This window comes from Paracoccus sp. DMF (genome assembly GCF_004407025.1).
Classification (GTDB): Bacteria; Pseudomonadota; Alphaproteobacteria; order Rhodobacterales; family Rhodobacteraceae; genus Paracoccus; species Paracoccus aminovorans_B.
On record NZ_SOKV02000028.1, the window covers coordinates 19,339 to 43,625 of the forward strand.

At 66.9% G+C, this 24,287-nt stretch carries 24 protein-coding genes and 1 pseudogene; 8 read left to right on the forward strand and 17 right to left on the reverse strand.

Going from position 1 to position 24,287, the window contains the following annotated elements:
• The first annotated feature begins 2 nt into the window (after positions 1 to 2).
• Genes nusA through infB form a run of 3 tightly spaced genes read left to right on the forward strand, consistent with a single transcriptional unit; the run spans position 3 to position 4,869 of the window.
• The gene (gene nusA, locus E3D03_RS14120) at positions 3 to 1,679 is read left to right on the forward strand and encodes a transcription termination factor NusA (RefSeq protein ID WP_062561488.1); all 1,677 of its coding nucleotides are present in this window, start codon (positions 3 to 5) and stop codon (positions 1,677 to 1,679) included.
• 15 nt (positions 1,680 to 1,694) lie between these two features.
• Positions 1,695 to 2,315 carry an RNA-binding protein gene (locus tag E3D03_RS14125; protein ID WP_017999212.1) on the forward strand — a complete coding sequence of 207 codons (621 nt, stop codon included), beginning with the start codon at positions 1,695 to 1,697 and terminating at the stop codon, positions 2,313 to 2,315.
• 7 nt (positions 2,316 to 2,322) lie between these two features.
• The gene (gene infB / locus E3D03_RS14130; protein ID WP_263567467.1) at positions 2,323 to 4,869 is read left to right on the forward strand and encodes a translation initiation factor IF-2; all 2,547 of its coding nucleotides are present in this window, start codon (positions 2,323 to 2,325) and stop codon (positions 4,867 to 4,869) included.
• A 132-nt stretch (positions 4,870 to 5,001) separates the two neighbouring features.
• On the opposite strand, the gene E3D03_RS14135 is transcribed toward infB, so the two are convergent.
• The 4 genes from E3D03_RS14135 to E3D03_RS14150 all read right to left on the reverse strand — a co-directional run bounded on the left by E3D03_RS14135 (position 5,002) and on the right by E3D03_RS14150 (position 7,904).
• A complete protein-coding gene (locus E3D03_RS14135) occupies positions 5,002 to 5,133 on the reverse strand; it encodes a hypothetical protein (protein ID WP_017999210.1) in 132 nt (43 codons plus the stop codon).
• 123 nt (positions 5,134 to 5,256) lie between these two features.
• On the reverse strand, positions 5,257 to 5,655 hold the full coding sequence (mutT, locus tag E3D03_RS14140; RefSeq protein ID WP_062561490.1) for an 8-oxo-dGTP diphosphatase MutT: 399 nt from the start codon (positions 5,653 to 5,655) through the stop codon (positions 5,257 to 5,259).
• On the reverse strand, positions 5,652 to 7,061 hold the full coding sequence (gene argJ, locus E3D03_RS14145) for a bifunctional glutamate N-acetyltransferase/amino-acid acetyltransferase ArgJ (protein ID WP_263567468.1): 1,410 nt from the start codon (positions 7,059 to 7,061) through the stop codon (positions 5,652 to 5,654). Before argJ ends, mutT begins: the two co-directional genes overlap by 4 nt.
• Before the next feature lie 3 nt (positions 7,062 to 7,064).
• Positions 7,065 to 7,904, reverse strand: coding sequence for a peptidylprolyl isomerase (locus E3D03_RS14150; protein ID WP_263567469.1), 840 nt, complete (start codon positions 7,902 to 7,904; stop codon positions 7,065 to 7,067).
• Positions 7,905 to 8,111: 207 nt separating this feature from the next.
• Here E3D03_RS14150 and secA point away from each other — a divergent pair, with 207 nt between their 5' ends.
• Positions 8,112 to 10,817: a preprotein translocase subunit SecA gene (gene secA, locus E3D03_RS14155; RefSeq protein WP_263567470.1), complete on the forward strand. Its 2,706-nt coding sequence runs from the start codon at positions 8,112 to 8,114 to the stop codon at positions 10,815 to 10,817.
• Between the two features lie 147 nt (positions 10,818 to 10,964).
• Here secA and E3D03_RS14160 read toward each other — a convergent pair whose 3' ends face one another.
• Positions 10,965 to 11,681, reverse strand: coding sequence for a response regulator (locus E3D03_RS14160; RefSeq protein WP_263567471.1), 717 nt, complete (start codon positions 11,679 to 11,681; stop codon positions 10,965 to 10,967).
• Positions 11,678 to 12,196 carry a MarR family winged helix-turn-helix transcriptional regulator gene (locus E3D03_RS14165; protein ID WP_062562275.1) on the reverse strand — a complete coding sequence of 173 codons (519 nt, stop codon included), beginning with the start codon at positions 12,194 to 12,196 and terminating at the stop codon, positions 11,678 to 11,680. Before E3D03_RS14165 ends, E3D03_RS14160 begins: the two co-directional genes overlap by 4 nt.
• A 151-nt stretch (positions 12,197 to 12,347) precedes the next feature.
• Here E3D03_RS14165 and E3D03_RS14170 point away from each other — a divergent pair, with 151 nt between their 5' ends.
• Positions 12,348 to 13,217 (forward strand): branched-chain amino acid aminotransferase, encoded by an 870-nt coding sequence (locus E3D03_RS14170; RefSeq protein ID WP_263567472.1) that lies wholly within the window; start codon positions 12,348 to 12,350, stop codon positions 13,215 to 13,217.
• Positions 13,218 to 13,304: 87 nt separating this feature from the next.
• Here E3D03_RS14170 and E3D03_RS14175 read toward each other — a convergent pair whose 3' ends face one another.
• The 8 genes from E3D03_RS14175 to E3D03_RS14210 all read right to left on the reverse strand — a co-directional run bounded on the left by E3D03_RS14175 (position 13,305) and on the right by E3D03_RS14210 (position 18,281).
• Positions 13,305 to 13,496: a hypothetical protein gene (locus E3D03_RS14175; protein ID WP_062561495.1), complete on the reverse strand. Its 192-nt coding sequence runs from the start codon at positions 13,494 to 13,496 to the stop codon at positions 13,305 to 13,307.
• A gap of 61 nt (positions 13,497 to 13,557) precedes the next feature.
• Positions 13,558 to 14,022 carry a PTS sugar transporter subunit IIA gene (locus tag E3D03_RS14180; RefSeq protein WP_017999201.1) on the reverse strand — a complete coding sequence of 155 codons (465 nt, stop codon included), beginning with the start codon at positions 14,020 to 14,022 and terminating at the stop codon, positions 13,558 to 13,560.
• A 79-nt stretch (positions 14,023 to 14,101) separates the two neighbouring features.
• Positions 14,102 to 14,677 carry a ribosome hibernation-promoting factor, HPF/YfiA family gene (hpf, locus tag E3D03_RS14185; RefSeq protein ID WP_062561496.1) on the reverse strand — a complete coding sequence of 192 codons (576 nt, stop codon included), beginning with the start codon at positions 14,675 to 14,677 and terminating at the stop codon, positions 14,102 to 14,104.
• A 158-nt stretch (positions 14,678 to 14,835) separates the two neighbouring features.
• On the reverse strand, positions 14,836 to 15,573 hold the full coding sequence (gene lptB / locus E3D03_RS14190; protein ID WP_062561497.1) for an LPS export ABC transporter ATP-binding protein: 738 nt from the start codon (positions 15,571 to 15,573) through the stop codon (positions 14,836 to 14,838).
• On the reverse strand, positions 15,570 to 16,073 hold the full coding sequence (lptA, locus tag E3D03_RS14195) for a lipopolysaccharide transport periplasmic protein LptA (RefSeq protein ID WP_263567473.1): 504 nt from the start codon (positions 16,071 to 16,073) through the stop codon (positions 15,570 to 15,572). The genes lptB and lptA overlap by 4 nt, the downstream gene beginning before the upstream one ends.
• A 56-nt stretch (positions 16,074 to 16,129) precedes the next feature.
• Complete coding sequence (locus E3D03_RS14200; RefSeq protein WP_263567474.1) at positions 16,130 to 16,705, reverse strand: hypothetical protein; 576 nt, start codon at positions 16,703 to 16,705, stop codon at positions 16,130 to 16,132.
• A 3-nt stretch (positions 16,706 to 16,708) separates the two neighbouring features.
• Positions 16,709 to 17,656 carry an SIS domain-containing protein gene (locus tag E3D03_RS14205; protein WP_263567475.1) on the reverse strand — a complete coding sequence of 316 codons (948 nt, stop codon included), beginning with the start codon at positions 17,654 to 17,656 and terminating at the stop codon, positions 16,709 to 16,711.
• Positions 17,657 to 17,666: 10 nt separating this feature from the next.
• On the reverse strand, positions 17,667 to 18,281 hold the full coding sequence (locus E3D03_RS14210; protein WP_062561500.1) for a ribonuclease D: 615 nt from the start codon (positions 18,279 to 18,281) through the stop codon (positions 17,667 to 17,669).
• 222 nt (positions 18,282 to 18,503) lie between these two features.
• On the opposite strand from E3D03_RS14210, the gene E3D03_RS14215 reads away from it, so the two are divergent.
• A complete protein-coding gene (locus tag E3D03_RS14215; RefSeq protein WP_263567476.1) occupies positions 18,504 to 20,585 on the forward strand; it encodes a TonB-dependent receptor domain-containing protein in 2,082 nt (693 codons plus the stop codon).
• A 114-nt stretch (positions 20,586 to 20,699) separates the two neighbouring features.
• Here E3D03_RS14215 and E3D03_RS14220 read toward each other — a convergent pair whose 3' ends face one another.
• The gene (locus E3D03_RS14220; RefSeq protein WP_263567477.1) at positions 20,700 to 20,894 is read right to left on the reverse strand and encodes a hypothetical protein; all 195 of its coding nucleotides are present in this window, start codon (positions 20,892 to 20,894) and stop codon (positions 20,700 to 20,702) included.
• Positions 20,895 to 21,061: 167 nt separating this feature from the next.
• Here E3D03_RS14220 and E3D03_RS14225 point away from each other — a divergent pair, with 167 nt between their 5' ends.
• Positions 21,062 to 21,319 carry a helix-turn-helix domain-containing protein gene (locus E3D03_RS14225; protein WP_263567478.1) on the forward strand — a complete coding sequence of 86 codons (258 nt, stop codon included), beginning with the start codon at positions 21,062 to 21,064 and terminating at the stop codon, positions 21,317 to 21,319.
• A 65-nt stretch (positions 21,320 to 21,384) separates the two neighbouring features.
• The gene (locus tag E3D03_RS14230; RefSeq protein ID WP_263567479.1) at positions 21,385 to 23,055 is read left to right on the forward strand and encodes a SulP family inorganic anion transporter; all 1,671 of its coding nucleotides are present in this window, start codon (positions 21,385 to 21,387) and stop codon (positions 23,053 to 23,055) included.
• A gap of 95 nt (positions 23,056 to 23,150) precedes the next feature.
• On the opposite strand, the gene purU is transcribed toward E3D03_RS14230, so the two are convergent.
• Positions 23,151 to 24,035: a formyltetrahydrofolate deformylase gene (gene purU / locus E3D03_RS14235; protein WP_018001668.1), complete on the reverse strand. Its 885-nt coding sequence runs from the start codon at positions 24,033 to 24,035 to the stop codon at positions 23,151 to 23,153.
• Between the two features lie 128 nt (positions 24,036 to 24,163).
• Positions 24,164 to 24,287: pseudogene (locus tag E3D03_RS14240) on the reverse strand (bifunctional methylenetetrahydrofolate dehydrogenase/methenyltetrahydrofolate cyclohydrolase); the annotation flags it as partial.

Here is a 24,287-nt window from a genome sequence, read left to right on the forward strand (position 1 = left end):
CAATGGCCATCACCTCTGCCAACCAGCTTGAACTGCTGCAAACCGCCGAGGCTGTCGCGCGCGAGAAGATGATCGACCCCGATCTGGTGATCGAGGCGATGGAGGACAGCCTGGCCCGCGCCGCCAAGTCCCGCTATGGCAGCGAGATGGACATCCGCGTCCACATCGACCGCAAGACCGGCAACGCCACCTTCACCCGCGCCCGCACCGTGGTCGAGGACGAAGAGGTCGAAAACTATCAGGCGCAATTCACCGCCGACCAGGCCCGCGCCTATTTCGAGCCCTCGAAGACCGGCAATGCGCATTGGCTGCGCGACGGCCAGGCGCTGACGGATTTCTCGGGCAAGCCGCAGCCGGGCGACGTGTTCCAGGAACAGGTGCCGCCGGTCGATCTGGGCCGCATCGCCGCGCAATCGGCGAAACAGGTCATCCTGCAGCGCGTCCGCGAGGCCGAGCGCGACCGCCAGTATGAAGAATTCAAGGACCGCGCCGGCACCATCATCAACGGCGTCGTCAAGCGCGAGGAATACGGCAATATCATCGTGGATGTGGGCCGGGGCGAGGCCATCCTGCGCCGCAACGAAAAGATCGGCCGCGAGAGCTATCGCCCGAACGACCGCATCCGCGCCTATGTCAAGGACGTGCGCCGCGAGGCCCGCGGCCCGCAGATCTTCCTGTCGCGCACCGATCCGCAGTTCATGGCGGAACTGTTCAAGATGGAAGTGCCGGAAATCTATGACGGCGTGATCGAGATCAAGGCCTGCGCCCGCGATCCGGGCTCGCGCGCCAAGATCGCCGTGATCTCCTATGACAACTCGATCGACCCGGTCGGCGCCTGCGTCGGCATGCGCGGCAGCCGCGTGCAGGCCGTGGTGGGCGAGCTTCAGGGCGAAAAGATCGACATCATTCCGTGGTCCGAAGACCAGGCAACGTTCCTGGTGAACGCGCTGCAACCGGCCGAGGTGGCGAAGGTCGTCTTCGACGAGGACGCGACCCGCATCGAGGTGGTGGTGCCGGACGAGCAGCTGTCGCTCGCCATCGGCCGGCGCGGCCAGAACGTGCGGCTGGCGAGCCAGTTGACCGGCCTCGACATCGACATCCTCACCGAAGAGGAAGAATCGAAGCGCCGCCAGGCCGAGTTCAACGCCCGCACCAAGCTGTTCATGGATGCGCTGGACCTGGACGAGTTCTTTGCCCAGCTGCTGGTGGCCGAGGGCTTCACCAACCTGGAAGAAGTCGCCTATGTCGATCTGGACGAGCTTCTGTCCATCGACGGCGTGGACGAATCGACCGCCGAGGAACTGCAGACCCGCGCCCGCGAGCATCTGGAGGCGGCAAACAAGGCCGCGCTGGAAAACGCCCGCGCCCTTGGCGCCGAGGACAGCCTGATCGAATTCGAGGGCATCACGCCGCAGATGGCCGAGGCTTTGGCCAAGGACGGCGTCAAGACCCTGGAAGACTTCGCCACCTGCGCCGATTGGGAACTGGCCGGCGGCTGGACCACGCAGAACGGCCAGCGCGTCAAGGACGACGGCTTGCTCGAGCCCTTCGGCGTCAGCCTGGAGGATGCGCAGAACCTGGTGATGACCGCGCGCGTCATGCTGGGCTGGGTCGATCCGACCGAGCTGGAAGCGGCCGCGGCCGATGCCGGCGAAGAAGAACAGGAGGCCGGGGTGTAACGCCCCGGGAGGCTGATGACACGCGGGGGCCGTATCAAGGACCGCGAGACGCCCGAACGGCGCTGCATCGTCACGGGCGAAGTCCAGCCGAAGGCTGGGCTCATCCGCTTTGTCGCGGGCCCCGATGACGCGGTCGTGCCGGATCTGGCGGAAAAGCTGCCGGGGCGCGGCTTCTGGGTCGTGGCCGACCGGCAGGCGCTGGACAAGGCGGCTGCCAAGGGCCTGTTTTCGCGCGGCGCCAAGGCGCGCGTGACGGTGCCGCCCGAGCTTCTGGCGATGATCGAGGCGGGGCTGGCGAAACGGGTGACCGACACGCTGTCCCTGGCGCGAAAGGCCGGGCTCGCGGTGGCGGGATTCGAGAAGGTCAAGGACTGGCTGGCCGGCGGCAGGGCAAAGGTGCTCCTGCAGGCCAGCGACGGGTCGGACCGGGGCAAGGGAAAGCTGTGGACGCCGCCCGGCGGACGCTGGTTCGGCTGCATGACTGCAGCAGAATTGGGTTTGTCCTTTGGGCGCGATCATGTCATACACAGCGCGCTTGCGCCGGGGGGCCTGACCGAAAAATTGATCAGGGACGCGAGCAGACTGACGGGTCTGCGCGGGCATGACGGTGGCGCTTCGGCCGCCGGGAAGGAATGAAGATCGGATGAGCGATACTGACGGAAAGAAACCCCTGGGTCTTGGTAGCGGCACTGGTCGTTCGGGCCAGGTGAAGCAAAGCTTCAGCCATGGCCGGACCCATAATGTCGCGGTCGAGGTCAAGCGCAAGCGCGTCATCGTGCCGGCCAAGCCCGGCGCGGCAACGGGCGGTGCGCGCTCGGGTTCGCCCTCGGCTGTGTCGGGCGACCCGTCGAAGCGCCCGGCCGGGATCTCGGATGCGGAAATGGAGCGGCGCATGGCCGCCCTGCGTGCCGCCAAGGCCCGCGAGGTCGAGGAAGCCGCGCAGCGCATCGCCGATGAAAAGGCCCGCGAGGAAGAACGCGAGCGTCGCCGCCTTGAGCTGGAAGCCAAGGAGCGCGAGGAACGCGAGCGCGAGGAAGCCCTGCGCCTGAAGGCCGAGGAAGACGAGCGCCGCGCCCGCGAGGCCGAGCTGCGCGAGAAGAAGAAGGCCGAGGTCACCAAGCCCAAGGCCGATGCCCGCCCCGCCGCGCCCGCCGACCGGGCCGCCGCCGAGGCCGCGGCCGCGCGCGCCGAGACCAAGGGCGTCAGCGCCGCCGCGCCGCGCCGGACCGACCGCGACCGCGACAACCGCGGCCCGGCCGACGACCGCGACAGCCGCAAGAAGGCCGAGGACAACCGCCGCACCGGCAAGCTGTCGCTCTCGCAGGCCATGGACGGCGAAGGCGGCCGCCAGCGGTCGCTGGCCGCGATGAAGCGCAAGCAGGAAAAGGCCCGGCAAAAGGCCATGGGCGGCAGCCAGCGCGCCGAAAAGCAGGTGCGCGACGTGCAGTTGCCCGAAACCATCCTGGTTTCGGAACTGGCGAACCGGATGGCCGAGCGCACGCCCGACGTCATCAAGTCGCTGATGCGCATGGGCCTGATGGTCACCGCGAACCAGGCCGTCGATGCCGACACCGCCGAGCTGGTGATCGACGAATTCGGCCATCGCGCCGTCCGGGTCTCGGATGCCGACGTGGAGCAGGTCATCGACCAGCTCGAGGACAAGCCCGAGGATCTGCAGCCGCGCGCCCCGATCATCACCATCATGGGCCATGTCGACCACGGCAAGACCTCGCTTCTGGACGCGATCCGTCACGCCAATGTCGTGGCGGGCGAGGCCGGCGGCATCACCCAGCACATCGGCGCCTATCAGGTGAAGGCCTCGAATGGCGCGCTGCTGACCTTCCTCGACACGCCCGGCCACGCGGCGTTTACCTCGATGCGGGCCCGTGGCGCGCAGGTGACGGATATCGTCGTGCTGGTGGTCGCGGCCGATGACGCCGTGATGCCGCAGACGGTCGAGGCGATCAACCATGCGAAAGCGGCGAAGGTGCCGATGATCGTGGCGATCAACAAGATCGACAAGCCGGCCGCCGACCCGCAGAAGGTCCGCACCGCCCTGCTGCAGCACGAGGTGGTCGTCGAGGCCATGTCGGGCGACGTGCAGGACGTCGAGGTCTCGGCCAAGACCGGCCAGGGCCTGGACCAGCTGCTGGAAGCCATCGCGCTGCAGGCCGAGATCCTGGAGCTGAAGGCCAACCCCGACCGCCCGGCGCAGGGCGCGGTGATCGAGGCGCAGCTGGACGTCGGCCGCGGCCCGGTCGCGACCGTGCTGGTGCAGAACGGCACGCTGAAGCGCGGCGACATCTTCGTCGTCGGCGAGCAGTGGGGCAAGGTCCGCGCGCTGATCAACGACAAGGGCGACCGCGTCGACGAGGCCGGTCCCTCGGTCCCGGTCGAGGTGCTGGGCCTGAACGGCACGCCCGAAGCCGGCGACGTGCTGAACGTGGTCTCGACCGAGGCGCAGGCGCGCGAGATCGCGGATTACCGCGAGCAGGCCGCCAAGGACAAGCGCGCCGCCGCCGGTGCCGCGATCACGCTGGACCAGATGCTGGCCAAGGCCAAGGCCGACGAGAACGTCGCCGAACTGCCGGTGGTGGTGAAGGCCGACGTGCAAGGCTCGGCCGAGGCGATCGTCCAGGCCTTGGAAAAGATCGGCAACGACGAGGTGCGCGTGCGCGTGCTGCATTACGGCGTCGGCGCGATCACCGAATCGGACATCGGCCTGGCCGAGGCGTCGCAGGCGCCGGTGATCGGCTTCAACGTCCGGGCCAATGCCCCGGCGCGGAACGCCGCCAACCAGAAGGGCGTCGAGATCCGCTATTACTCGATCATCTACGACCTGGTGGATGACATCAAGGCGGCGGCCTCGGGCCTGCTGTCGGCCGAGGTGCGCGAAAACTTCATCGGCTATGCCGAGATCCGCGAAGTCTTCCGCGTCACCGGCGTCGGCAATGTCGCTGGCTGCTTGGTGACCGAGGGCGTGGCCCGGCGTTCGGCCGGGGTGCGCCTGCTGCGCGACAACGTGGTGATCCACGAAGGCACGCTGAAGACGCTCAAGCGCTTCAAGGACGAGGTCAAGGAAGTGCAGTCCGGCCAGGAATGCGGCATGGCCTTCGAAAACTACGACGACATCCGTAAGGGCGATGTCATCGAGATCTTCGAGCGCGAGGAAGTGCAGCGCCAGCTGTAATTTCCGCCCGCGCGGCGATCTGGAAAGGGGCGGGTCATCGACCCGCCCTTTTGCGTCCGAGGTTCGCCAAAACGATAGACGGGGCCCCGATCCGGGACCCCGTCAGTTTACTGGGCACATTTTTCTGTTCTTTCAGGCCAGGCCGACCGGCTTGCCCTCGTAGGTCTTGCTTCCCACGCGGACGACGATGTTTCCGTTGGCCTGCTGGCGCTCGAAGACGCCTTGGACAGAAATACAGCTGCCGATCGTGATCGTGCGAATCATGTCCTCGTTCCTCCTTCTCCTCAGGATTTCAGAATTGCCACAAAACTGTGAAAAGTTAATTAATATTGTCCAATAATACGGCTTATTTCCGAGGCGTGGTAACGAGGTGACGGTTCGAGGCGGCTAGAGCCAGTCGCGCAGGATCGGGATCAGCGGCACATCCGCCGGCGGCATCGGGTATTGGCCCAGGTCGGCGGCGCGGGACCAGGCCAGCACCTGCCCCTCGCGCGGGATCGGCACGCCCTGCCAGCGCCGGCAGGCGTAGAGCGGCATCAGCAGGTGGAAATCCTCATAGCTGTGGCTGGCAAAGGTCAGCGGCGCCAGGCAGGATTGCCAGGTGTCGATGCCCAACTCCTCGTGCAGCTCGCGGATCAGCGCCGTCTCGGGGGTTTCGCCCGGCTCGACCTTGCCGCCGGGGAATTCCCACAGGCCCGCGAGGGACTTGCCCTCGGGGCGCTGCGCCAGAAGCACGCGGCCGTCGGCGTCGATCAACGCGACGGCCGCGACAAGGATGATCTTCATGAACGGTAATCGGCGTTGATGTCGATATAGCGATGCGTCAGGTCGCAGGTCCAGACCGTGCGCTTGCCCCTGCCCAGGCCCAGATCGACGCCCAGCACCAGGCTGTCGCGCTTCATATAGGCGCTGGCCGCGGCCTCGTCATAGCTGGGCGCGCGCCAGCCGTTCTCGGCCAGCACCATGTCCCCGAAGCGGATGGTCAGACGGTCGCGGTCGGCCTGGGCGCCGGACTTGCCGACCGCCATCACCACGCGGCCCCAGTTGGCATCCTCGCCGGCGATGGCGGTCTTGACCAGGGGCGAATTGGCGATGGCCATGGCGACGCGATGCGCGTCGGCGTCATCCGCCGCGCCCGTGACCCGGACCTCGACGAATTTCGTCGCACCCTCGCCGTCCTTGACCACCTGCTGCGCCAGGTCCAGCATCACCTGGTCCAGCGCCCGGCCGAAGGCCCGCGCCGGCGCCGCGCGCAGGTCGGTCAGCGGCGCCGCCGGCGACTTGCCGGTCGCGGCCAGGATCAGCGCGTCCGAGGTCGAGGTGTCGCTGTCCACGGTGATGGCGTTGAAGGTCCGGTCCATGCGCGCCGACAGCATCTTCTGCAGCACGGCGGGCGCAATCTGCGCGTCGGTGAAGATATAGACCAGCATCGTCGCCATGTCGGGCGCGATCATGCCCGAGCCCTTGGCGATGCCGACGACATTGATGGTGCCGCCGTCGCCCTGGAAGCTGACCGCCGCGCCCTTGGGGAAGGTGTCGGTGGTCATGATCGCCCGCGCCGCCGCCGCCGCGCCGCCGGCGTCCAGCGCCGCCGTCAGCTCGTCGATCACGGCGGTGATGCGCTCGGCCGGCAGCGGCTCGCCGATCACCCCGGTTGACGAGGAAAACACCCGCTCGCGCGGAATCCCCAGCGCCGCGGCCACGCCGCCGGTGACCTTGTCCACCGCCTCCTGGCCGTTCCGGCCGGTGAAGGCATTGGCATTGCCCGAGTTCACGATGATCGCCGCGCCCTGTTGGTCATCCTGCTTGCCGGCAAGTTTCGCCTGGCAATCCAGCACGCAGGCCGCCCGGGTCGAGGAGCGGGTGAAGGCGCCCGCGATGGCGGTGCCCGGCGCCAGCCGCACCAGCATGACATCGGTGCGGCCCTTGTATTTCACCCCCGCCGCGGCCGAGGCGAACTCCACCCCCGCGACCACCGGCAGATCGGGAAACCCGGCCGGCGCCAGCGGCGAGACCGGGTTCTTGGGCTTGGTCACCGCCGCCACGGCGGCCTCGGCCTTTTTCTCGACCTTGGCCTCGACGCTGGCGGCGGTTTCCTTGAAGGCGGATTTCAGCTTCTTCAGCTTCTTCTCCAGCGACTTCAGCTTGTCGGCATCCGACAGCTTGGGCTTCTTGTCCAGGGCCTTGGCCATCGCTCACTCTCCCAGAATGTCGGTCTTGTTCAGCAGGTCGGGGGCCAGCCCTTGGGTCTTTTCGATCTTGGAATCGGCCACGCGCTTCTCGATGGCGGCCTGGACCTTGTCGCGGCGCACCTGCACGGCCAGCTGCTCCTTGACCTCGTCGAAGCTGGGCGGCGTCACCTCGCGCGAGTCGATCAGCTTGATGACATGCCAGCCGAACTGCGTCTCGACCGGGGCGGAAACCTCGCCCTTCTTCAGCGTCTTCACCGCCTCGGCAAAGGGCGCGACCATCTGCTCGGGCTGGAACCAGCCCAGGTCGCCCTTGTTCGGGCCGGAATTGTCGGTCGATTTTTCCTCGGCCAGCTTGCCGAAATCGCCGCCGTCCGCGATCTCTTTGGCGATGGCCTCGGCCTCTTCCTTGGTCTTCACCAGGATATGGGCGGCGTTGTATTCGGTCTTGGGCTCGGTCTGGCCGCCGAAGGCCTGGTCATAGGCGGCCTTCAGCTCGGCCTCGGTCGGCTCGGCGCTGGCGACCTTTTCCAGCACGGCGCCCGCCAGATAGGCGCGCTTCTCGATCTCGATGGCGGCCTGGTTGCGCTTGCTCAGCGGTTCGGCCTGTTGCGCGACGGCGGTCTGGCGCACCATCTGGTCCAGCATCAGGTCCCACAGCGCCGTATCCGGCAGGCCCTGCGTGGTATGCGCGTCCAGCCCCTGGCGCATGGCGATCATCTGGCCCAGCGTGATCGTCTCGCCATTGACCGTGGCGACGACGGTATCGGCATCCTGCGCCGACGCGGGCAATCCGCCCAGCAGGACAGAGGTCAGGGCGGTTGCGGCAAGAAGCGGTCGGAGCATGGTTTTCCCTTTCATGCGGGCGCGCATCCACGCACAGGTGAACGGGCGAAAACATTGACACTCAAGCGCCCGGCGCATACATCCGGCCCAACCGAAAATGCGCGCCCGTCGCCTTTTTCCGGCCCAAGTGATAGGGCAAGGCGAATGGTGGCGGCAAGTGGGCGGAACGTCCCGCGCACCCCCAGATACGCGATTTTGAAGGCTCACATGCTCGGCATCGGAAACTTGGCGAAACTGGTCTTTGGCACGCCCAACGACCGCAAGGTGAAATCGGTCCGCCCGCTGGTGGCCCAGATCAACGCGCTGGAGGACAAGTTCCGCGCCCTGTCCGACGCCGACCTGATCGGCAAGACCCGCGAATTGCAGGGCCGGGCGCAATCGGGCGAGGATCTGGACAAGCTTCTGCCCGAAGCCTTCGCCAACTGCCGCGAGGGCGCGCGCCGCGCGCTTGGCCTGCGCGCCTTCGACACCCAGCTGATGGGCGGCATCTTCCTGCACCAGGGCAATATCGCCGAGATGAAGACGGGCGAGGGCAAGACCTTGGTCGCGACCTTCCCGGCCTATCTGAACGCGCTGGCGGGCAAGGGCGTGCACGTCGTCACCGTCAACGACTACCTGGCAAAACGCGACGCGCATTGGATGGGCAAGGTCTTTGCCCATCTCGGCATGACCACCGGCGTGGTCTATCCCTTCCAGGAGGACGCCGAAAAGCGCGAGGCCTATCGCGCCGACGTGACCTATGCCACCAACAACGAGCTGGGCTTCGACTACCTGCGCGACAACATGAAGGGCTCCATCGACCAGATGACCCAGCGCGGGCATTTCTTCGCCATCGTGGACGAGGTCGACTCGATCCTGATCGACGAGGCGCGCACGCCGCTGATCATCTCGGGCCCGTCGCAGGACCGCAGCGAGCTTTACATCACGCTCGATAAGTTCATGCCGGAACTGACGCCCGAGCATTACAAGCTGGACGAAAAGGCCCGCAACGCCACCTTTACCGAGGAAGGCAACGAATTCCTTGAAAAGCGGCTGCAGGCGGCGGGTGTGCTGCCCGAGGGCCAGACGCTCTACGACCCGGAATCCACCACCATCGTGCATCACGTCAACCAGGCGATGCGGGCGCACAAGCTGTTCATGCGCGACCAGCACTATATCGTCCGCGACGACGAGATCGTGCTGATCGACGAATTCACCGGCCGGATGATGAAGGGCCGCCGCCTGTCCGACGGGTTGCACCAGGCCATCGAGGCGAAAGAGGGCGTGGCGATCCAGCCCGAGAACGTGACGCTGGCCTCGGTCACCTTCCAGAACTATTTCCGGCTTTACGACAAGCTGTCCGGCATGACCGGCACCGCCGCCACCGAGGCCGAGGAATTCGCCGAGATCTACAAGCTCGGAGTGGTCGAGGTGCCGACCAACCGTCCGGTGCAGCGCATCGACGAGCACGACCGCGTCTATCGCACCGCGGCCGAGAAATACGCCGCCGTGATCGAGGCGATCAAGGAAGCCCATGCCAAGGGCCAGCCGATCCTGGTCGGCACCACCTCGATCGAGAAATCCGAGATGCTGTCGCAGATGCTGACCAGCGAAGGCATCCCGCATAATGTCCTCAACGCCCGCCAGCACGAGGCCGAGGCGCAGATCGTCGCCGATGCCGGCAAGCTCGGCGCCGTGACCATCGCCACCAACATGGCCGGCCGCGGCACCGACATCCAGTTGGGCGGCAATGTCGAGATGAAGGTGATGGAGGCGCTGGCCGCCGATCCCGAGGCCAATCCCGACGAACTGCGCGCCCGTATCGAGGCCGAGCATGCCGCCGACAAGCAGGCGGTGCTGGATGCCGGCGGTCTGTTCGTGCTGGCCACCGAACGCCACGAAAGCCGCCGCATCGACAACCAGCTGCGCGGCCGCTCGGGCCGGCAGGGCGACCCCGGCCGCTCGCTGTTCTTCCTGTCGCTGGAAGACGACCTGATGCGCATCTTCGGCTCGGAACGGCTGGACAAGGTGCTGTCGACGCTGGGCATGAAGGATGGCGAGGCCATCGTCCACCCTTGGGTCAACAAGTCGCTGGAACGCGCCCAGGCCAAGGTCGAGGGCCGCAACTTCGACATCCGCAAGCAGCTGCTGAAATTCGACGACGTGATGAACGACCAGCGCAAGGCGATCTTCAGCCAGCGCCTGGAAATCATGCATACCGAAGAGGTCGCCGAGGTCGCGGCCGACATGCGCGCCCAGGTCATCGACGACCTGATCGACGAACACCTGCCGCCCCGGGCCTATGCCGAGCAATGGGATGTCCAGGGCCTGCACAAGGCGGTGATCGAGCGGCTGAACATGGACCTGCCCATCGCCGACTGGGCCGCCGAGGAAGGCGTGGACCAGGACGCGCTGCGCGAGCGCGTGCAGCGGGAAACCGACACCTATATGGCGCAAAAGGCTGAACAGTTCGGCCCCGACAACATGCGCCAGATCGAAAAGCAGGTGCTGCTGCAACAGATCGACGGCAAGTGGCGCGAGCATCTGGTGACGCTCGAGCACCTGCGCTCGGTGGTGGGCTTCCGCGGCTATGCGCAGCGCGACCCGCTGTCGGAATACAAGACCGAGGCCTTCCAGCTGTTCGAGACCATGCTGGACGGGCTGCGCTTCGACGTGACCCAGCAACTGGCCCGCATCCGGCCGCTGACCGATACCGAGCGTGAGCAGATGCTGCGCGAATACCAGCAGCAACAGGCCGAAACCGAGGCGCAGATGCACCCCGAGCACGAGGAAGCCGAGGGCGGCGAAGTCTCGGGCCGCGTCGCGGGCTTCGACGCCACCGACCCCACCACCTGGGGCAACCCCAGCCGCAACGACCCCTGCCCCTGCGGCTCGGGCCAGAAGTTCAAGCATTGCCACGGCGCATTGGTGTGACCTGGGGCCCTTCGGGCCCCTTTTTCATACCTCGGCACGGGTGGAAAGGTTCTTTGGGTATTTGAGAAACAGAGAAGGATGAGCGCAGCGCTTTGTCCTTCTCTGTTTCCCAAATACCCATGCAGCGGCGACGAAGCGCGGCGGTGCTCAGTCAGGCACCAGCATGTAACCCGTCCCGCGCACGGTCTGCAGATAGCGCGGCTCCTTCGGGTCCGGCTCGATCTTGCGGCGCAGGCGGGTGATCTGCACGTCGATGGCGCGTTCGGAATTCTCGCCCGGTTCCTCGACCGGATTGCGGCCAAGGTCTTCGATCAGCTCGGCGCGGCTGACCGGCTGGCGCGGCGTATCGGCCAGGCGCTTCAGCAACGCCTGTTCGGTGCCGGTCAGCCGCAGCGGCGCCTCGCCCTGCCACAATTCGCCCTTGTCGGCATCATAGCGCAGCGGTCCCAGGGACAGGAATTTCGGTCCGCGCGCCTCGGCCGTCGGCATGCGGCGCAGGATGGCAGCGATGCGCAGCAGCAGTTCGCGCGGCTCGAAGGGTTTGGGCAGATAGTCGTCGGCCCCGCTTTCGAACCCCTCGATGCGGTCGCCGGTCTCGCCCTTGGCGGTCAGCAGCAGGATCGGCGTCGCCATGCGCTGGCGCAGGGCGCGGGTCAGGGTGAATCCGTCCTCGCCCGGCATCATCACGTCGAGCACGATCAGGTCGAAGTCGAGCCCGCCCAGCAGCCGCCGGGCCTGCGCGGCATCGCGCGCCGTGGTCACCAGGAAGCCGTTGCGCATCAGGAAGCGGCGCAGCAGGCTGCGGATGCGTTCGTCATCGTCGACGACCAGGATATGGGCCGCCGGTTGCGGATCGGGGGTCATGGCGTCTCCGGCAGGTCTTTCAGCGCGCGATACTGGCGCAGCGTGTCGCGGTCCATCATCGCCTCGAGCACCTGGCGGAAGCCGGCGACCGCCTGCGGCCCGGCGGCGCGATAGGCGGCGCGCATGCGGGCGCGCTGGGTCTCGGTCAGGCGCCGTTCCAGCGCCGCGCCCTGCTCGGTCAGGTAGAGCTGGCGCTCGCGCCGGTCGCGGCGACCGATGCGGCTTTCGACCAGCCCGTCCTCGATCAGCGTGCGCAGCACCCGGTTCAGCGACTGCTTGGTCACGCCCAGCACGTCCAGCAGCGCCGTCACCGTCAGCCCCGGCTCGCGGTTGATGAAATGGATCGCGCGGTGATGGGCGCGGCCATAGTCCAGCTCGGCCAGGATCAGGTCGGGATCGGCCGTGAAGGCGCGATAGGCGAAGAACATCGCCTCGATCCCGCGCCGCAGCTGGTCGTCGGTCAGAAACAGCAGGCTTTCGCCCCCCGCCCCCGATACGCTCACCTTGTTTTGCATGGCATCCCCGTAACGCATGGCTCTTATTACGTCAGGCTTGTTGACTTTCCAACCATGAATGGATAGCCAAAGGCCCAAGTTGCGCAATTTTCTTTGCCGGATGCGACAAGGACACGCAACATTCCGAAAACAGAACCGGCCGGAGGGAAAAATGGCAGGCGCGTATGACGATCGTGACGGCAAGATCTGGATGGATGGCAAGCTGGTGGAGTGGCGCGAGGCGAATGTCCACATCCTGACCCATGCGCTGCATTATGCCAGCTCGGTCTTCGAGGGCGAGCGCTGCTACAGCGGCAAGATCTTCAAGGGCCACGAACATTCGCTGCGGCTGATCGAATCGGCCCGGCTGCTGGACATGCAGTCGCCCTATACCGCCGAAGAGATCGACGCCGCGAAAGAGGCCGTGCTGAACGCCAACGGCTTCAAGGACGCCTATGTCCGCGCGGTGATGTGGCGCGGCTCGGGCGAGGACATGGGGGTTTCGGCGCGCCGCAACCCGGTGCGCATGGCCGTCGCCGCCTGGGAATGGGGCAGCTATTACGGCGACGCGAAATGGCAGGGCGCCAAGCTCGACATCGCCAAGTGGAAGCGGCCCAGCCCCGAGACCATCCCCACCGCCGCCAAGGCCGCCGGGCTTTACATGATCTGCACCATGTCCAAGCACGCCGCCGAGGCGAAGGGCTGCTCGGACGCGCTGTTCATGGACTGGGAGGGCTATGTCGCCGAGGCCACCGGCGCCAATATCTTCTTCGTCAAGGACGGCGAGGTGCACACGCCCCTGGCCGACCGCTTCCTGAACGGCATCACCCGGCAGACCGTCATCCAGATGCTGAAGGACAGCGGCACCCCGGTGCATGAGCGCCGCATCAAGCCCGAGGAGTTGGACGGCTTCCAGGAATGCTTCCTGACCGGCACCGCGGCCGAGGTCACCCCGGTCGGGCAGATCGGCGACTGGCATTTCCAGGTCGGCGACCACACCCGCAAGATCGCCGCGGATTACGAAGAGCTGGTCCGCGCCTGAGCGCAGGACCCATGCCGAAAACCAAACCGGCCGGGCAGCGATGCCCGGCCGGTCTCGATTGTGCCGACGATTTCGGGGTGCCGGGTGTCAGGCCTGGCGCCCGCGTTCGATGCGGGCGAATTCGGCGGCCCGGCGGTTGCCCGATTCGTCGCGGGACCGCGGCCGCATGCGCAGCGCCGCGATGGCGGGATGGGTGCCGGATTCCCGTTCCTGCCGGGTGAAATTGCGGGTGCGGCTGCTGCCGCTTTCCCGCATGTGATCCGCGATATGTCTGGTCATGCGATAGTCCTCCCACCGGGACTATAGCCTGTCCGGGCGCCGATTTCACCCCCGAAGGCAGTCAGGCGGCCTTGATCCCCGGGGCCGCCGCCAGCATGGCATGCAGCGCCACCGGGTCGTCATTGGCGCGCAGCTTGGCGCGCAGGTCCTGGTCGCGCAGGGTGCGCGAGACCAGCGCCAAGGCCTTGAGATGATCCACGCCCGAGCTTTTCGGCGCCAGCAGCGCAAAGATCAGGTCCACCGGCTGGCGGTCCACCGCGTCGAAATCCAGCGGCTTTTCCAGCCGCAGGAACAGCCCGACCACGCGGTCCAGCCCGTGCAGCCGGGCATGGGGCAGCGCCACGCCATGGCCAACGCCGGTCGGCCCCAGCGTCTCGCGCTCCTGCAAGGCGTCCAGCGTCTGCGGGGCGTCGACGCCATAGACGGCGCGCGCCTGCTCGGCGATTTCCTGGAACAGCCGCTTCTTGCTGGTGGTCTGGCTCATCGTCCGCACCGCGGCGGGAGAGAGAATGTCGCTGATCTGCATGTCGCCCGAAATTGTGCTAGTCCCGGCCGCAGGTGCCACGGCCGGGACGTTTGGTTTTCTCAAGACTGTTCCGTGCAGTCTAGCCCAGGTTGCGGGGGTCGATCCAGCCTACGTTGCCGTCATCGCGGCGGTGAACGACGTTCACGCCCCCATGTTTCTCGTTGCGAAAGACCAGCAGCGGGCTGCCGGCCAGTTCCATCTGCATGACCGCCTCGCCCACCGACAGGGTGGGCACGCGGGTCTCCATCTCGGCGATGATCATGGGTTGCAGGCGGTCGTCCTGCGTTTCCCATTCGTCCTCATCAGCGGCCAGCACATACATGCCGGCGGCTTCGAAGGCAACCGGCTCGACCCGGTCCTTGTGGTGGTCCTTCAGCCGGCGCTTGTAGCGGCGCAGCTGCTTGTCCATGCGCTCGCGGCACTGCTCGAAGGCGGCGTAGACCTCGGTCGAGGCACCCTTGGCCGAGACGTTGAGCCCGGTCGACAGATGCACCACGGCATCGCAGATGAATTCATGCGCGTTGCGGGAAAAGATAACCGTCGCATCGGTGGGGCGCTGGGAATACTTGTCGATGGTTTCGCCCAGTTCGGTCTTCACATGCGTCGAAAGCGCGTCGCCGACGTCGATCTGTTTTCCGCTGATCTGGTAGCGCATGGTTGTCCGTCCTTTCGGTTGCCCGGTGTGGTCGCGGCCCTCGCGCAGGCGCCGCCCGGGTTTGTCGGGCCGGGCGTTCTTGCCCCGCCGTCCCTTCATTTGGTGACAGCGGCGGGCCTGTGTCAACGGCTGCGCGAAGGGAACGCGCGAAGCCGCCGTCAGTTCATGCGGAAGGCTTCGCCCAGGTAGACGCGGCGGACCTGCGGATCGGCCACGATCTCGGCCGTGGTGCCCGACATCAGCACGTGGCCATCGTGCAGGATATAGGCGCGGTCGACGATCTCCAGCGTCTCGCGGACGTTGTGATCGGTGATCAGCACGCCGATGCCACGGCTTTTCAGGTCATGGACCAGGCCGCGGATCTCGCCCACGGCGATGGGATCGACGCCGGCGAATGGTTCGTCCAGAAGCAGATAGGCCGGATCGGCCGCCAGGCAGCGCGCGATCTCGACCCGGCGCCGCTCGCCCCCCGACAGCGCCATGGCCGAGGCACCGCGCAGATGCCCGATCGAGAAATCGCCCAAGAGCTCCTCGAGCCGCTCGCGGCGCTGGTGGACATGCGGCTCGACCAGTTCCAGCACGGCCATGATGTTCTGCTCGACCGTCAATCCGCGAAAGATCGACATTTCCTGCGGCAGATAGCCGATGCCCATCTGGGCGCGGCGATACATCGGCAGCCGCGTCGCGTCCTGGCCGTCGATCAGCACCTGTCCCGAATCGGGCGCGACCAACCCCGCGACGCAATAGAAGCAGGTCGTCTTGCCCGAACCGTTCGGACCCAGCAGCGCCACCACCTCGCCCCGGTCCAGCCGCAGCGCCACGTCGCGGATCACCGGACGGTTGCGATAGGATTTGCGCAAGCCGCTGACCCGCAGCCCCTGTTCCGGCTGGCTCATTTCTGGCTTCCCGGTTGCAGCACGCTGCGCACCCGGCCCGAGGCCTGGGCGGTGCCGGTGGCGAGGTTCACCGTGACCTTCTCGCCCGCCAGCACATTGCCGGCCTGGGTCAGCAGCACGTCGCCGGTCAGCACGACATTGCCCGATTCGACGTCGTAATCGGCGGCCTTGGCCTCGGCCCCGTCCTCGCCGCTGACCAGGGTGACGTTGCCCTCGGCATGCAGCGCGCTGATGCGGTTTTGCCCGCCCTGGGCATAGGTCACGGTCACGCTGTCGGCGGAAAGCCGCATCGTACCCTGGCCGATCAGCACATTGCCGCTGAAGGTCGCCCGGCCGGTCTTCTGGTCCACCGACAGCGCGTCGGCGGTGACCTCGACCGGCTGCTTGACGTCCTGCGCATTGCCGAAGCCCGCGGTCGCCTGCGCGCCGGCCGCGCCCGTCTGCCCACACACCAGCGCAAGCGACAGGATCACGGGCAAAAGCGGTCGCAGCCGGATCATCGGGTTTCCTTTCTGGCGCATGAGAAGCCCCGAAATGCGGCGGAGGGGCGCGAGGGTCATGGCCGGTATATCAATCGAACTCCGCCGCTCAAATCAAGAACGTGATCGCCGCTGCCATCGCCCAGCGGGCGCAATTCGGCCCGGCCGGCGGTCAGTTCGCCGAAGGGCGCGCGGACGTTGACCTCGTCGTCGGAGACCACGGTGCCGGCGGTGGTCGAGGCCAGGAACTCGGGCGCGGTCAGCACCCAGCCGTCGGCGGTGGTCATGCGCGCGCCCTCGCCCAGCCGGACCTGGTCGCCGGCCAGCGAGGCAGCCCCGGCGCTGACATCCGCCGCCCGGCCGTCGCGGGCGCGCAGCGTCATGCGCACCGCCGTGGCGCTGCCGCCGCCGTCCTTGCCGGGCACCGCCTCGTCGCCGGTGACGCTGATCTGGGCGCCGTCCTCGGTCACGCCGGCATAGCTGGGGCTGGTCACCACCTGCCGCTCGGCCAGCTCGCGCGGATCGACGTCGGCATAGGGGATGCTGGCCTCGGGGTCGGGCTTGCGGCCCAAGAGGAACAGCACCGACAGGATCGCCAGCGCCGTCAGCGGCAGGATCACGCGCAGCAGGGCCACGATGCGCGAGCGGGTCATGGCCTAGACCATCCCGGTGCGCAGGAAGTCGTGGATATGGATCAGCCCGACCGGCTGGCCGTCCTCGGCCACCACGAACAGGCTGGTGATGCGGCGGTTCTGCATCTCGGCCAGCGCCGCCTCGGCCAGCTGCCCGGGGCCGATGGTGCGCGGGTTGCGCGTCATCACCTCGGCGGCGGAATGGTCCAGCAGGCCCTGCATGTGGCGCCGCAGGTCGCCGTCGGTGATGATGCCGGTCAGCCGGCCCTGCGCATCGGTCACGCCGGTGACGCCGAAGCTTTTCTGGCTGATGGTCAGCAGCGCATCGGCCATCGGCGCGGTTTCCGGCACCAGCGGAATATCCTGATGCATCAGGTCGGCGACGCGCGACAGCTTGGCGCCCAGCTTGCCGCCGGGGTGGAAGGTGCGGAAATGCTCGGGCGTGAACTTGCGGTGCTCCATCAGCGCCACGGCCAGCGCATCGCCCAGGGCCATGGTCATGGTGGTCGAGGTGGTGGGCACGATGCCCGTGCCGCAGGCTTCGGCCGCGGCGGGCAGCACCAGCGCCACGTCGGCCTGGCGCAGCAGGGTCGATTCGGCCCGGCTGGCGACGCCGATCAGCGGGATCTGGAAGCGGCGGGTATGGGCGATCAGGTCGGCCAGCTCCGGCGTCTCGCCCGAGTTCGACAAGACCAGCGCCACGTCGCTTTGGGTGACCATGCCCAGGTCGCCGTGGCTGGCCTCGGCGGGGTGGACGAATTGCGCCGGCGTCCCGGTCGAGGCCAGCGTCGCCGCGATCTTGCGCCCGACATGGCCGGACTTGCCCATGCCCGAGACGACGACGCGGCCGCGCGCGACCAGGATCGCCTCGACCGCGCGGTCGAAACTGTCGCCCAAGGCCCCGGCCAGTTGGGCCAGCCCCTCGGCCTCGGTCAGGATCACCCTGCGGGCGGTGTCGAGATATGCGCTCATGCCCGGCATCCTAATGGCGGAAGATGTCGTTTTCATCCCCCCAGCCCAGCAGGTCCAGATGGGCCCGGGCGGGAAGGAAGTCGAAACAGGCCTGCGCCAGGCCCATGCGGCCCTCGCGTTCCAGCCGCTTTTCCAGTTCGGCCTTCAGCGCATGCAGGTGCAGCACGTCCGAGGCGGCATATTCCAGCTGCGCGTCGGTCAGGTCGGTCGCGCCCCAGTCGCTGGTCTGCTGCTGCTTGGAAATATCCACGCCGACCAGTTCCGAGAGCAGGTATTTCAGCCCGTGCCGGTCGGTGAAGGTGCGCACCATCTTGCTGGCGATCTTGGTGCACCAGGCGGGCTTGGTCACCACGCCCAGGTTCGCCTCCAGCGCGGCGATGTCGAAGCGGCCGAAGTGGAACAGCTTCAGCACCTTCGGGTCGGTCAGCATCCGGGTCAAGTTCGGCGCCTTGCGCTGGCCCCTGGCGATCTGCACCAGATGGGCGTTGCCGTCGCCGCTGCTCAGCTGCACCAGGCACAGCCGGTCGCGACGCGGGTCCAGGCCCATGGTTTCGGTGTCGATGGCCACGACCGGACCCAGGTCCAGGTCGTCGGGCAGGTCGTTCTGATAAAGGTTGATGCTCATCCTGCGCTTTCCGCGGTGCGAATTGCGCCTGCTCTAGCGTCTTTGCCCGGCTTTGGCAAAGCCAGGCTGCAAGGGGCGGCGCCCGGGCGACTGCGGCAGGAATGCCACAAAGCCTAGCTTTTCTCTCACCCATTCGTGAGAATTCTTGAGAGATTTTATTGCCTATTCCGGCGAGCTGCCTATGAAGTCGCGGCAAAGTTCCAACTGACGAAGGCTTGGCCCATGAGATTGTCGCAGCTTCTTCCCCTTGCCGGGGTCTCCACCCTTGCCCTTGCCTCGGCGCTTCACGCGCAGGACCTGGCCGGCGCCGACCAGGCCCAGGCCGTGGTGCTGAACCCGATCACCTTGGTCGCCGGCGGCCAGGAGAACGTCGAGGCCACCGGCGGCGTCACGGTCACGCCCGAGGACCTGGAGGCGATGCAGCCCGCCGACGTGTCCGAGCTGTTCGCCCGCGATTCCGCCATCACCGTCTCGGGCGGCGCGGGTCCGGCCAAGCGCATCCACGTCTTCGGGCTCGAGCAGTCGAACCTGGCGGTGACCGTGGACGGCGTGCCGCAGGGTCCGACCAGCTGGCACCACACCGGTTCGAACGTGATCGACCCGGCCTTCCTGAAATCGGTCGAGGTCGAGGCCGGCGCCGCCGCCGCCGATGCCGGTTTCGGCGCCGCCGCCGGCGCGGTGCGCTATGAAACCGTGGGTGCCAAGGATCTGCTGACCGAAGGCAAGACCCAGGGCGGCCGCGTCGGCCTGTCCTATGGCAGCAACGGCCGCGGCCTTTCCGCTTCGCTGGCCGGCTATGGCGTCTACGAGGGCTTCGACTGGTTCGCGATGATCCACGGCACCGATGGCAAGAATTACGAGAACGGCGACGGCTATGAGATTGCCGGAACCGAGCCGGGCCTTCGCGGCGCACTGATGAAACTGGGCTACGAATTCGACACCCACCGCATCGAACTCTCCTATGACCGGACCGAGGACGATGGCGACCGCACCATCAAGATGAACATGGACCTGAACGCGGACACGCTGGTCTACCCGCTGAAGGTCACCCGCAATACGCTGACGCTGAAATACAGCTCGACCGCGCCGACTGACGCCTGGGATCCGGAGGCGACGCTGTTCATCAGCAACAACAAGTATGAGCGTCCAAACTACGTGCCGAACGACGGCGATCCTGAGACCGGCGACGTGAACGGCGACATGAATCTGGAGAACCAGACTGTCGGCGGCAAGCTGCAGAACACCTATACGCTGGGCCAGGGCACGATCACCGCCGGCGTCGATTGGGCGTATAGCGACTATGACGTCGATGCCTATGGCGACAACCGGCTGCCCCCGCCCGACGACGGAGTTCCGGGACCGCGCTGGACGATGGACACGATGCAGATTGGCGCCTTCGTGCAGGGTCGGTTCGAGTTCGACAACGGCATCGACCTGTCCACCGGCCTGCGCCTGGATCATCAACGCTTCACCGATTTCAACGGCGGCCGCCATTCTGACACCGGCGCCAGCGTGAACGGCACCGTCTCCTACGAATTCGCTGATGGCTACGAGGTCTTTGCCGGTGCATCGCACACTTGGCTGGGCCACCGCTTCGGCGAATACGCGCTGCTGCACGCCCGCACTTCCGACCTGTATGTCGCCGAGGACTATGAGACCTCCAGCGCCCGCAACGTCAAGCTGGGCCTGAATGTCGATCAGGACAACTGGACCGGCAACCTGACCTTCTTCGACACCCGACTGAAGGACATGGGAGAACTGGTGTTCCCCGATACCGGCGCGCCCTATCTGGGCAATGCCGAGGAATACCGCAGCAAGGGCTTCACCCTGCAAGCTGCCTATAGCTGGGGCAGCGGTCGCGTCGGCGGCAGCTTCACCAAGGCCGACGTGACCCAGGATGGCAAGGACATCCTACCGGCCGGCGGCGCCGCCGTTCCCGTGGGCGAGATTGCTGCGCTCTATGTCGACCAGGAGATCGCGCAATACAACCTGAAGGTCGGTGCGACAGTGGAATGGGCCAACAAACTGGATGCCGCCCATCTGCTGAACCCGAACGGCACCAACGCCGGGTTCTATGACCAGAGTTCCTATACCGTCGTGAACCTCTACGGCGAATGGCGTCCGCAGAACTACAAGAATCTGGTGGTCCACCTGGGCATCGATAACGTCTTTGACGAAACCTATTATGAGCGGTCGAGCTATGTGCAGCGCGACGTCTATCGCGGCGACACACTGGCCCGCGACATCGATCCGCTCTATGCCCCCGGCCGCACGGTCACCCTGGGCCTGAAGATGGACTTCTGATCCATCCGGTCCCGAACAGGAAAAGGCCCCGCCGATGCGGGGCCTTTTTCATGGCGCGGCGCCGGTCAGTGCCCCATGAGCCAGCGCGGGGCGCGGCGGACATGCAGGCTGGTCTCATCCCACAAGCCCCAGCTTCACCTGCGCGATGGCAATCGAGAGGATCGCCACCGCCAGCGTGGCGCGGGCCACCACCTTGCCGCGCTCGGACAGCTGCCCGCGCAGCTTCAGGATCAGCGACACCACCAAAATGGCCGAGATGCTCAGCGCAAAGGCGAAAAGCAGCAGATAGGTCAGGGCATTGCTATACATGACGCGCTCCGGCAGATCGGCGGGGTTCCGTCCCCGGATCTAGCCCTTGCCGTGGTGCCGGCTCAACCCCGCTTGGTCGAGCATGACATATCAGATGGCATGAATGATATTTGAAATATCACTATGCCTATGGTAGCCATGCCTCATCAAGGATTGGGAATCAGCGCATGATGACCTCGGCCCAGATGCGTGCGGCGCGTGCCCTGCTTGGCATCGACCAGAAGCGGCTGGCCGAACTGTCTGGCCTGTCGGTCCCCACGATCCAGCGCATGGAAGCCAGCGACGGCAATGTGCGCGGCGTCGTCGAAAGCCTGACCCGCGTGGTCGAGGCGCTCGAGGCCGCCGGGGTCGAGCTGATCGGCGAGGGCGCGGCCAGTGCCTCGGGCGGGCGCGGCGTGCGGCTGAAATCCGGTCCGACGAGTTAATCGCGACGGCGACCGCCGACGACAGCCGACGATCCCGCCGCCTCCTTTGCGAAGGTGCGGCCCAAATGATGCAGCAAGCCCGTGCGAACCCCGGTTTCGCGCCGCTTTTCACCCCGAAACTGATCACCGTCCTGCGCGAGGGCTATGGCGCCGGGCAGCTGCGCGCCGATGCGCTGGCCGGGCTGACCGTCGCCATCGTGGCGCTGCCGCTGTCGATGGCCATCGCGATTGCCTCGGGCGCGACCCCGGCCCAGGGGCTTTATACCGCCATCATCGGCGGCTTCCTGGTCTCGGCGCTCGGCGGCTCGCGCTTCCAGATCGGCGGGCCGGCCGGGGCCTTCATCGTGCTGGTCGCGGGGATCGTCGCGCAATACGGCATGGAGGGGCTGATCCTCGCCACCTTCATGTCCGGGATGATGCTGGTCGCGATCGGGCTCTTGCGGCTGGGCACCTTCATCAAGTTCATCCCCTTCCCGGTGACGGTCGGCTTCACCGCCGGCATCGCCGTCATCATCTTCGCCAGCCAGCTGAAGGAGATCTTCGGCCTGGACATGGCGCATGAGCCGGGGGAACTGCTGGAGAAGATCCCGTCGCTGTGGAGCGCGCGGGCCACGCTGACGCCCATGGCCCTGGCGCTGGCGCTGACGACCGTCGCGGTGATCCTGGGGCTGAAGCGCCTGCGGCCGCATTGGCCGGGCATGCTGATCGCCGTGGCGCTGGCGGCCGGTGTCGTGGCCCTGAGCGGGGCGGATGTGGCGACCATCGGCAGCAAGTTCGGCGGCATCCCCTCGACCCTGCCCGCGCCGGCGCTGCCGGATGTTTCGTGGCAGAAGGTGCTGGCGCTGCTGCCCGCGGCGCTGTCGCTGACGCTGCTCGGCGCCATCGAATCGCTGCTCTCGGCGGTGGTCGCGGATGGCATGACCGGCCGCCGCCACCGCTCGAATTGCGAGCTGGTGGCGCAGGGGGTGGCGAACATGGGCTCGGCGCTGTTCGGCGGCATCTGCGTCACCGGCACCATCGCGCGGACCGCGACCAATGTGCGCTCGGGCGCGCATGGGCCGGTGGCGGGCATGCTGCATGCGCTGTTCCTGCTGGCCTTCATGCTGGTGGCGGCGCCGCTCGCCGCCTATATCCCGCTGGCGGCGCTGGCCGGGGTGCTGGCGGTGGTGGCCTGGAACATGATCGAGAAGCCGGCCATCGCCATCCTGCTGCGCTCGGGCCGGGGCGAGGCGGCGGTGCTCCTGGTGACCTTTGCCCTGACCGTGTTCCGCGACCTGACCGAGGCCATCGTCACCGGTCTGGCACTGGGATCGGTGCTGTTCATCCAGCGCATGAGCCAGGCCACCGGCATCGAGGATCAGACGCCGCTGGTCGCCCCGGACCGGCCCGACGGCGAGGCGCGGCCGGATCAGCCGCAGCCTCGCGACGTGGTGGTCTATCGCATCTCGGGGGCATTGTTCTTCGGGGCGACGGCCAGCATCGGCTCGGTGCTGGACAATATCCACGACGGCGCGCGCCGGCTGGTGGTGGATTTCAGCGCCGTGCCCTTCCTGGACGCGACCGGCGCCAATATGATCGAGGGCCTGGCGCACAAGGCGCATCGGCGCGGGGTCGAGCTGTGGCTGACCGGCACCCGCCGCGACATGCGCCGCCTGCTGCTGACGCATGGGCTGCGCCGGCCGCTGGTGCGCTATGCCGCCAGCGTGGACGCGGCGCTGGGTCACCGCCCTGCGTGATCCTGGCCGTTGCCGGCCTCCGGCGGGGGTATTTGGAAAACGGAGAAGACATGCGCCGGGACAAGGCGGCTCGATGGCCGCCCTGCGTGGGCTTTTCACCCCATGCGCTCGGAGGCATAGGACCCCGGGGAGGGTGGGAAGACGACGGTCTTGTTGCCGTTGAGGAAGACGCGGCGGTGGATATGGGCGTGGATGGCGCGCGCCAGGACCTGGCTTTCCACGTCGCGGCCCAGCGAGACATAGTCGTCGGGCGACTGGGCATGGGTGACGCGGATGATGTCCTGCTCGATGATCGGGCCCTCGTCGAGATCCGCGGTCACGTAATGCGAGGTGGCGCCGATCAGCTTCACGCCGCGCTCGAAGGCCTGCTTGTAGGGGTTGGCGCCCTTGAACGAGGGCAGGAACGAGTGGTGGATGTTGATGATCCGGCCCGACATCGCCTTGCACATCTCGTCCGACAGGACCTGCATGTAGCGCGCCAGCACGATCAGCTCGGCCCCCGAATCGCGCACGATGCGCATCTGCTCGGCCTCGGCCTGCGGCTTGTTCTCCTTGGTGACCTTGATGCAGTGGAAGGGGATGTCGTGGTTCACCACCACCTTCTGATAGTCCATGTGGTTCGAGATCACCGCCACGATCTCGATCGGCAGGGCGCCGATGCGCCAGCGATACAGAAGGTCGTTCAGGCAGTGGCCGAAGCGGCTGACCATGATCACGACCTTCATCTTCTCGGCCTCGTCATGGAAGGCCGAGACCATGCCGAAGGCCTTGGCGGTCTCGGCGAAATCGGCGCGCAGCTCCTCGAGGCCGACGCCCTCCTCGGACAGGAAGCTGACGCGCATGAAGAACTTGTCGTTCTCCATGTCGTCGAACTGGCTCGAGTCGGTGATGTTGCAGCCCTTCTCGGCAAGATAGCCCGAGATGGCGGCAACGATGCCCCGCGTCGTCGGGCAGGCTACGGTCAGGCAGTATTTGGTCATCGTGCTCTCCACTGTGCCCGGGCGGGGCCCGGCTTCTTTCTTGTGCAAATATCCCGGGGGAACGCGCCCGTGGCCCCACCCTGGGGCCGCGGGCGCGTGGGGGCAGAGCCCCCGGCCCCCCGGCAATCTCAGCCGACCAGTTCGGGGTCGGGCAGCCCGTTCGCCCGGCAGCAGGCGGTCAGCGTATTGGCCAGCAGGCAGGCGATGGTCATCGGCCCGACGCCGCCCGGCACCGGGGTGATGGCGCCGGCG

What these genes read in the sequence shown, in the direction of transcription:
- nusA (WP_062561488.1), top strand. Translation starts at nt 3, where the DNA reads ATGGCCATCACCTCTGCCAACCAGCTTGAACTGCTGCAAACCGCCGAG.
- E3D03_RS14125 (WP_017999212.1), top strand. Translation starts at nt 1,695, where the DNA reads ATGACACGCGGGGGCCGTATCAAGGACCGCGAGACGCCCGAACGGCGC.
- infB (WP_263567467.1), top strand. Translation starts at nt 2,323, where the DNA reads ATGAGCGATACTGACGGAAAGAAACCCCTGGGTCTTGGTAGCGGCACT.
- E3D03_RS14135 (WP_017999210.1), bottom strand. Translation starts at nt 5,133, where the DNA reads ATGATTCGCACGATCACGATCGGCAGCTGTATTTCTGTCCAAGGCGTC.
- mutT (WP_062561490.1), bottom strand. Translation starts at nt 5,655, where the DNA reads ATGAAGATCATCCTTGTCGCGGCCGTCGCGTTGATCGACGCCGACGGC.
- argJ (WP_263567468.1), bottom strand. Translation starts at nt 7,061, where the DNA reads ATGGCCAAGGCCCTGGACAAGAAGCCCAAGCTGTCGGATGCCGACAAG.
- E3D03_RS14150 (WP_263567469.1), bottom strand. Translation starts at nt 7,904, where the DNA reads ATGCTCCGACCGCTTCTTGCCGCAACCGCCCTGACCTCTGTCCTGCTG.
- secA (WP_263567470.1), top strand. Translation starts at nt 8,112, where the DNA reads ATGCTCGGCATCGGAAACTTGGCGAAACTGGTCTTTGGCACGCCCAAC.
- E3D03_RS14160 (WP_263567471.1), bottom strand. Translation starts at nt 11,681, where the DNA reads ATGACCCCCGATCCGCAACCGGCGGCCCATATCCTGGTCGTCGACGAT.
- E3D03_RS14165 (WP_062562275.1), bottom strand. Translation starts at nt 12,196, where the DNA reads ATGCAAAACAAGGTGAGCGTATCGGGGGCGGGGGGCGAAAGCCTGCTG.
- E3D03_RS14170 (WP_263567472.1), top strand. Translation starts at nt 12,348, where the DNA reads ATGGCAGGCGCGTATGACGATCGTGACGGCAAGATCTGGATGGATGGC.
- E3D03_RS14175 (WP_062561495.1), bottom strand. Translation starts at nt 13,496, where the DNA reads ATGACCAGACATATCGCGGATCACATGCGGGAAAGCGGCAGCAGCCGC.
- E3D03_RS14180 (WP_017999201.1), bottom strand. Translation starts at nt 14,022, where the DNA reads ATGCAGATCAGCGACATTCTCTCTCCCGCCGCGGTGCGGACGATGAGC.
- hpf (WP_062561496.1), bottom strand. Translation starts at nt 14,677, where the DNA reads ATGCGCTACCAGATCAGCGGAAAACAGATCGACGTCGGCGACGCGCTT.
- lptB (WP_062561497.1), bottom strand. Translation starts at nt 15,573, where the DNA reads ATGAGCCAGCCGGAACAGGGGCTGCGGGTCAGCGGCTTGCGCAAATCC.
- lptA (WP_263567473.1), bottom strand. Translation starts at nt 16,073, where the DNA reads ATGATCCGGCTGCGACCGCTTTTGCCCGTGATCCTGTCGCTTGCGCTG.
- E3D03_RS14200 (WP_263567474.1), bottom strand. Translation starts at nt 16,705, where the DNA reads ATGACCCGCTCGCGCATCGTGGCCCTGCTGCGCGTGATCCTGCCGCTG.
- E3D03_RS14205 (WP_263567475.1), bottom strand. Translation starts at nt 17,656, where the DNA reads ATGAGCGCATATCTCGACACCGCCCGCAGGGTGATCCTGACCGAGGCC.
- E3D03_RS14210 (WP_062561500.1), bottom strand. Translation starts at nt 18,281, where the DNA reads ATGAGCATCAACCTTTATCAGAACGACCTGCCCGACGACCTGGACCTG.
- E3D03_RS14215 (WP_263567476.1), top strand. Translation starts at nt 18,504, where the DNA reads ATGAGATTGTCGCAGCTTCTTCCCCTTGCCGGGGTCTCCACCCTTGCC.
- E3D03_RS14220 (WP_263567477.1), bottom strand. Translation starts at nt 20,894, where the DNA reads ATGTATAGCAATGCCCTGACCTATCTGCTGCTTTTCGCCTTTGCGCTG.
- E3D03_RS14225 (WP_263567478.1), top strand. Translation starts at nt 21,062, where the DNA reads ATGATGACCTCGGCCCAGATGCGTGCGGCGCGTGCCCTGCTTGGCATC.
- E3D03_RS14230 (WP_263567479.1), top strand. Translation starts at nt 21,385, where the DNA reads ATGATGCAGCAAGCCCGTGCGAACCCCGGTTTCGCGCCGCTTTTCACC.
- purU (WP_018001668.1), bottom strand. Translation starts at nt 24,035, where the DNA reads ATGACCAAATACTGCCTGACCGTAGCCTGCCCGACGACGCGGGGCATC.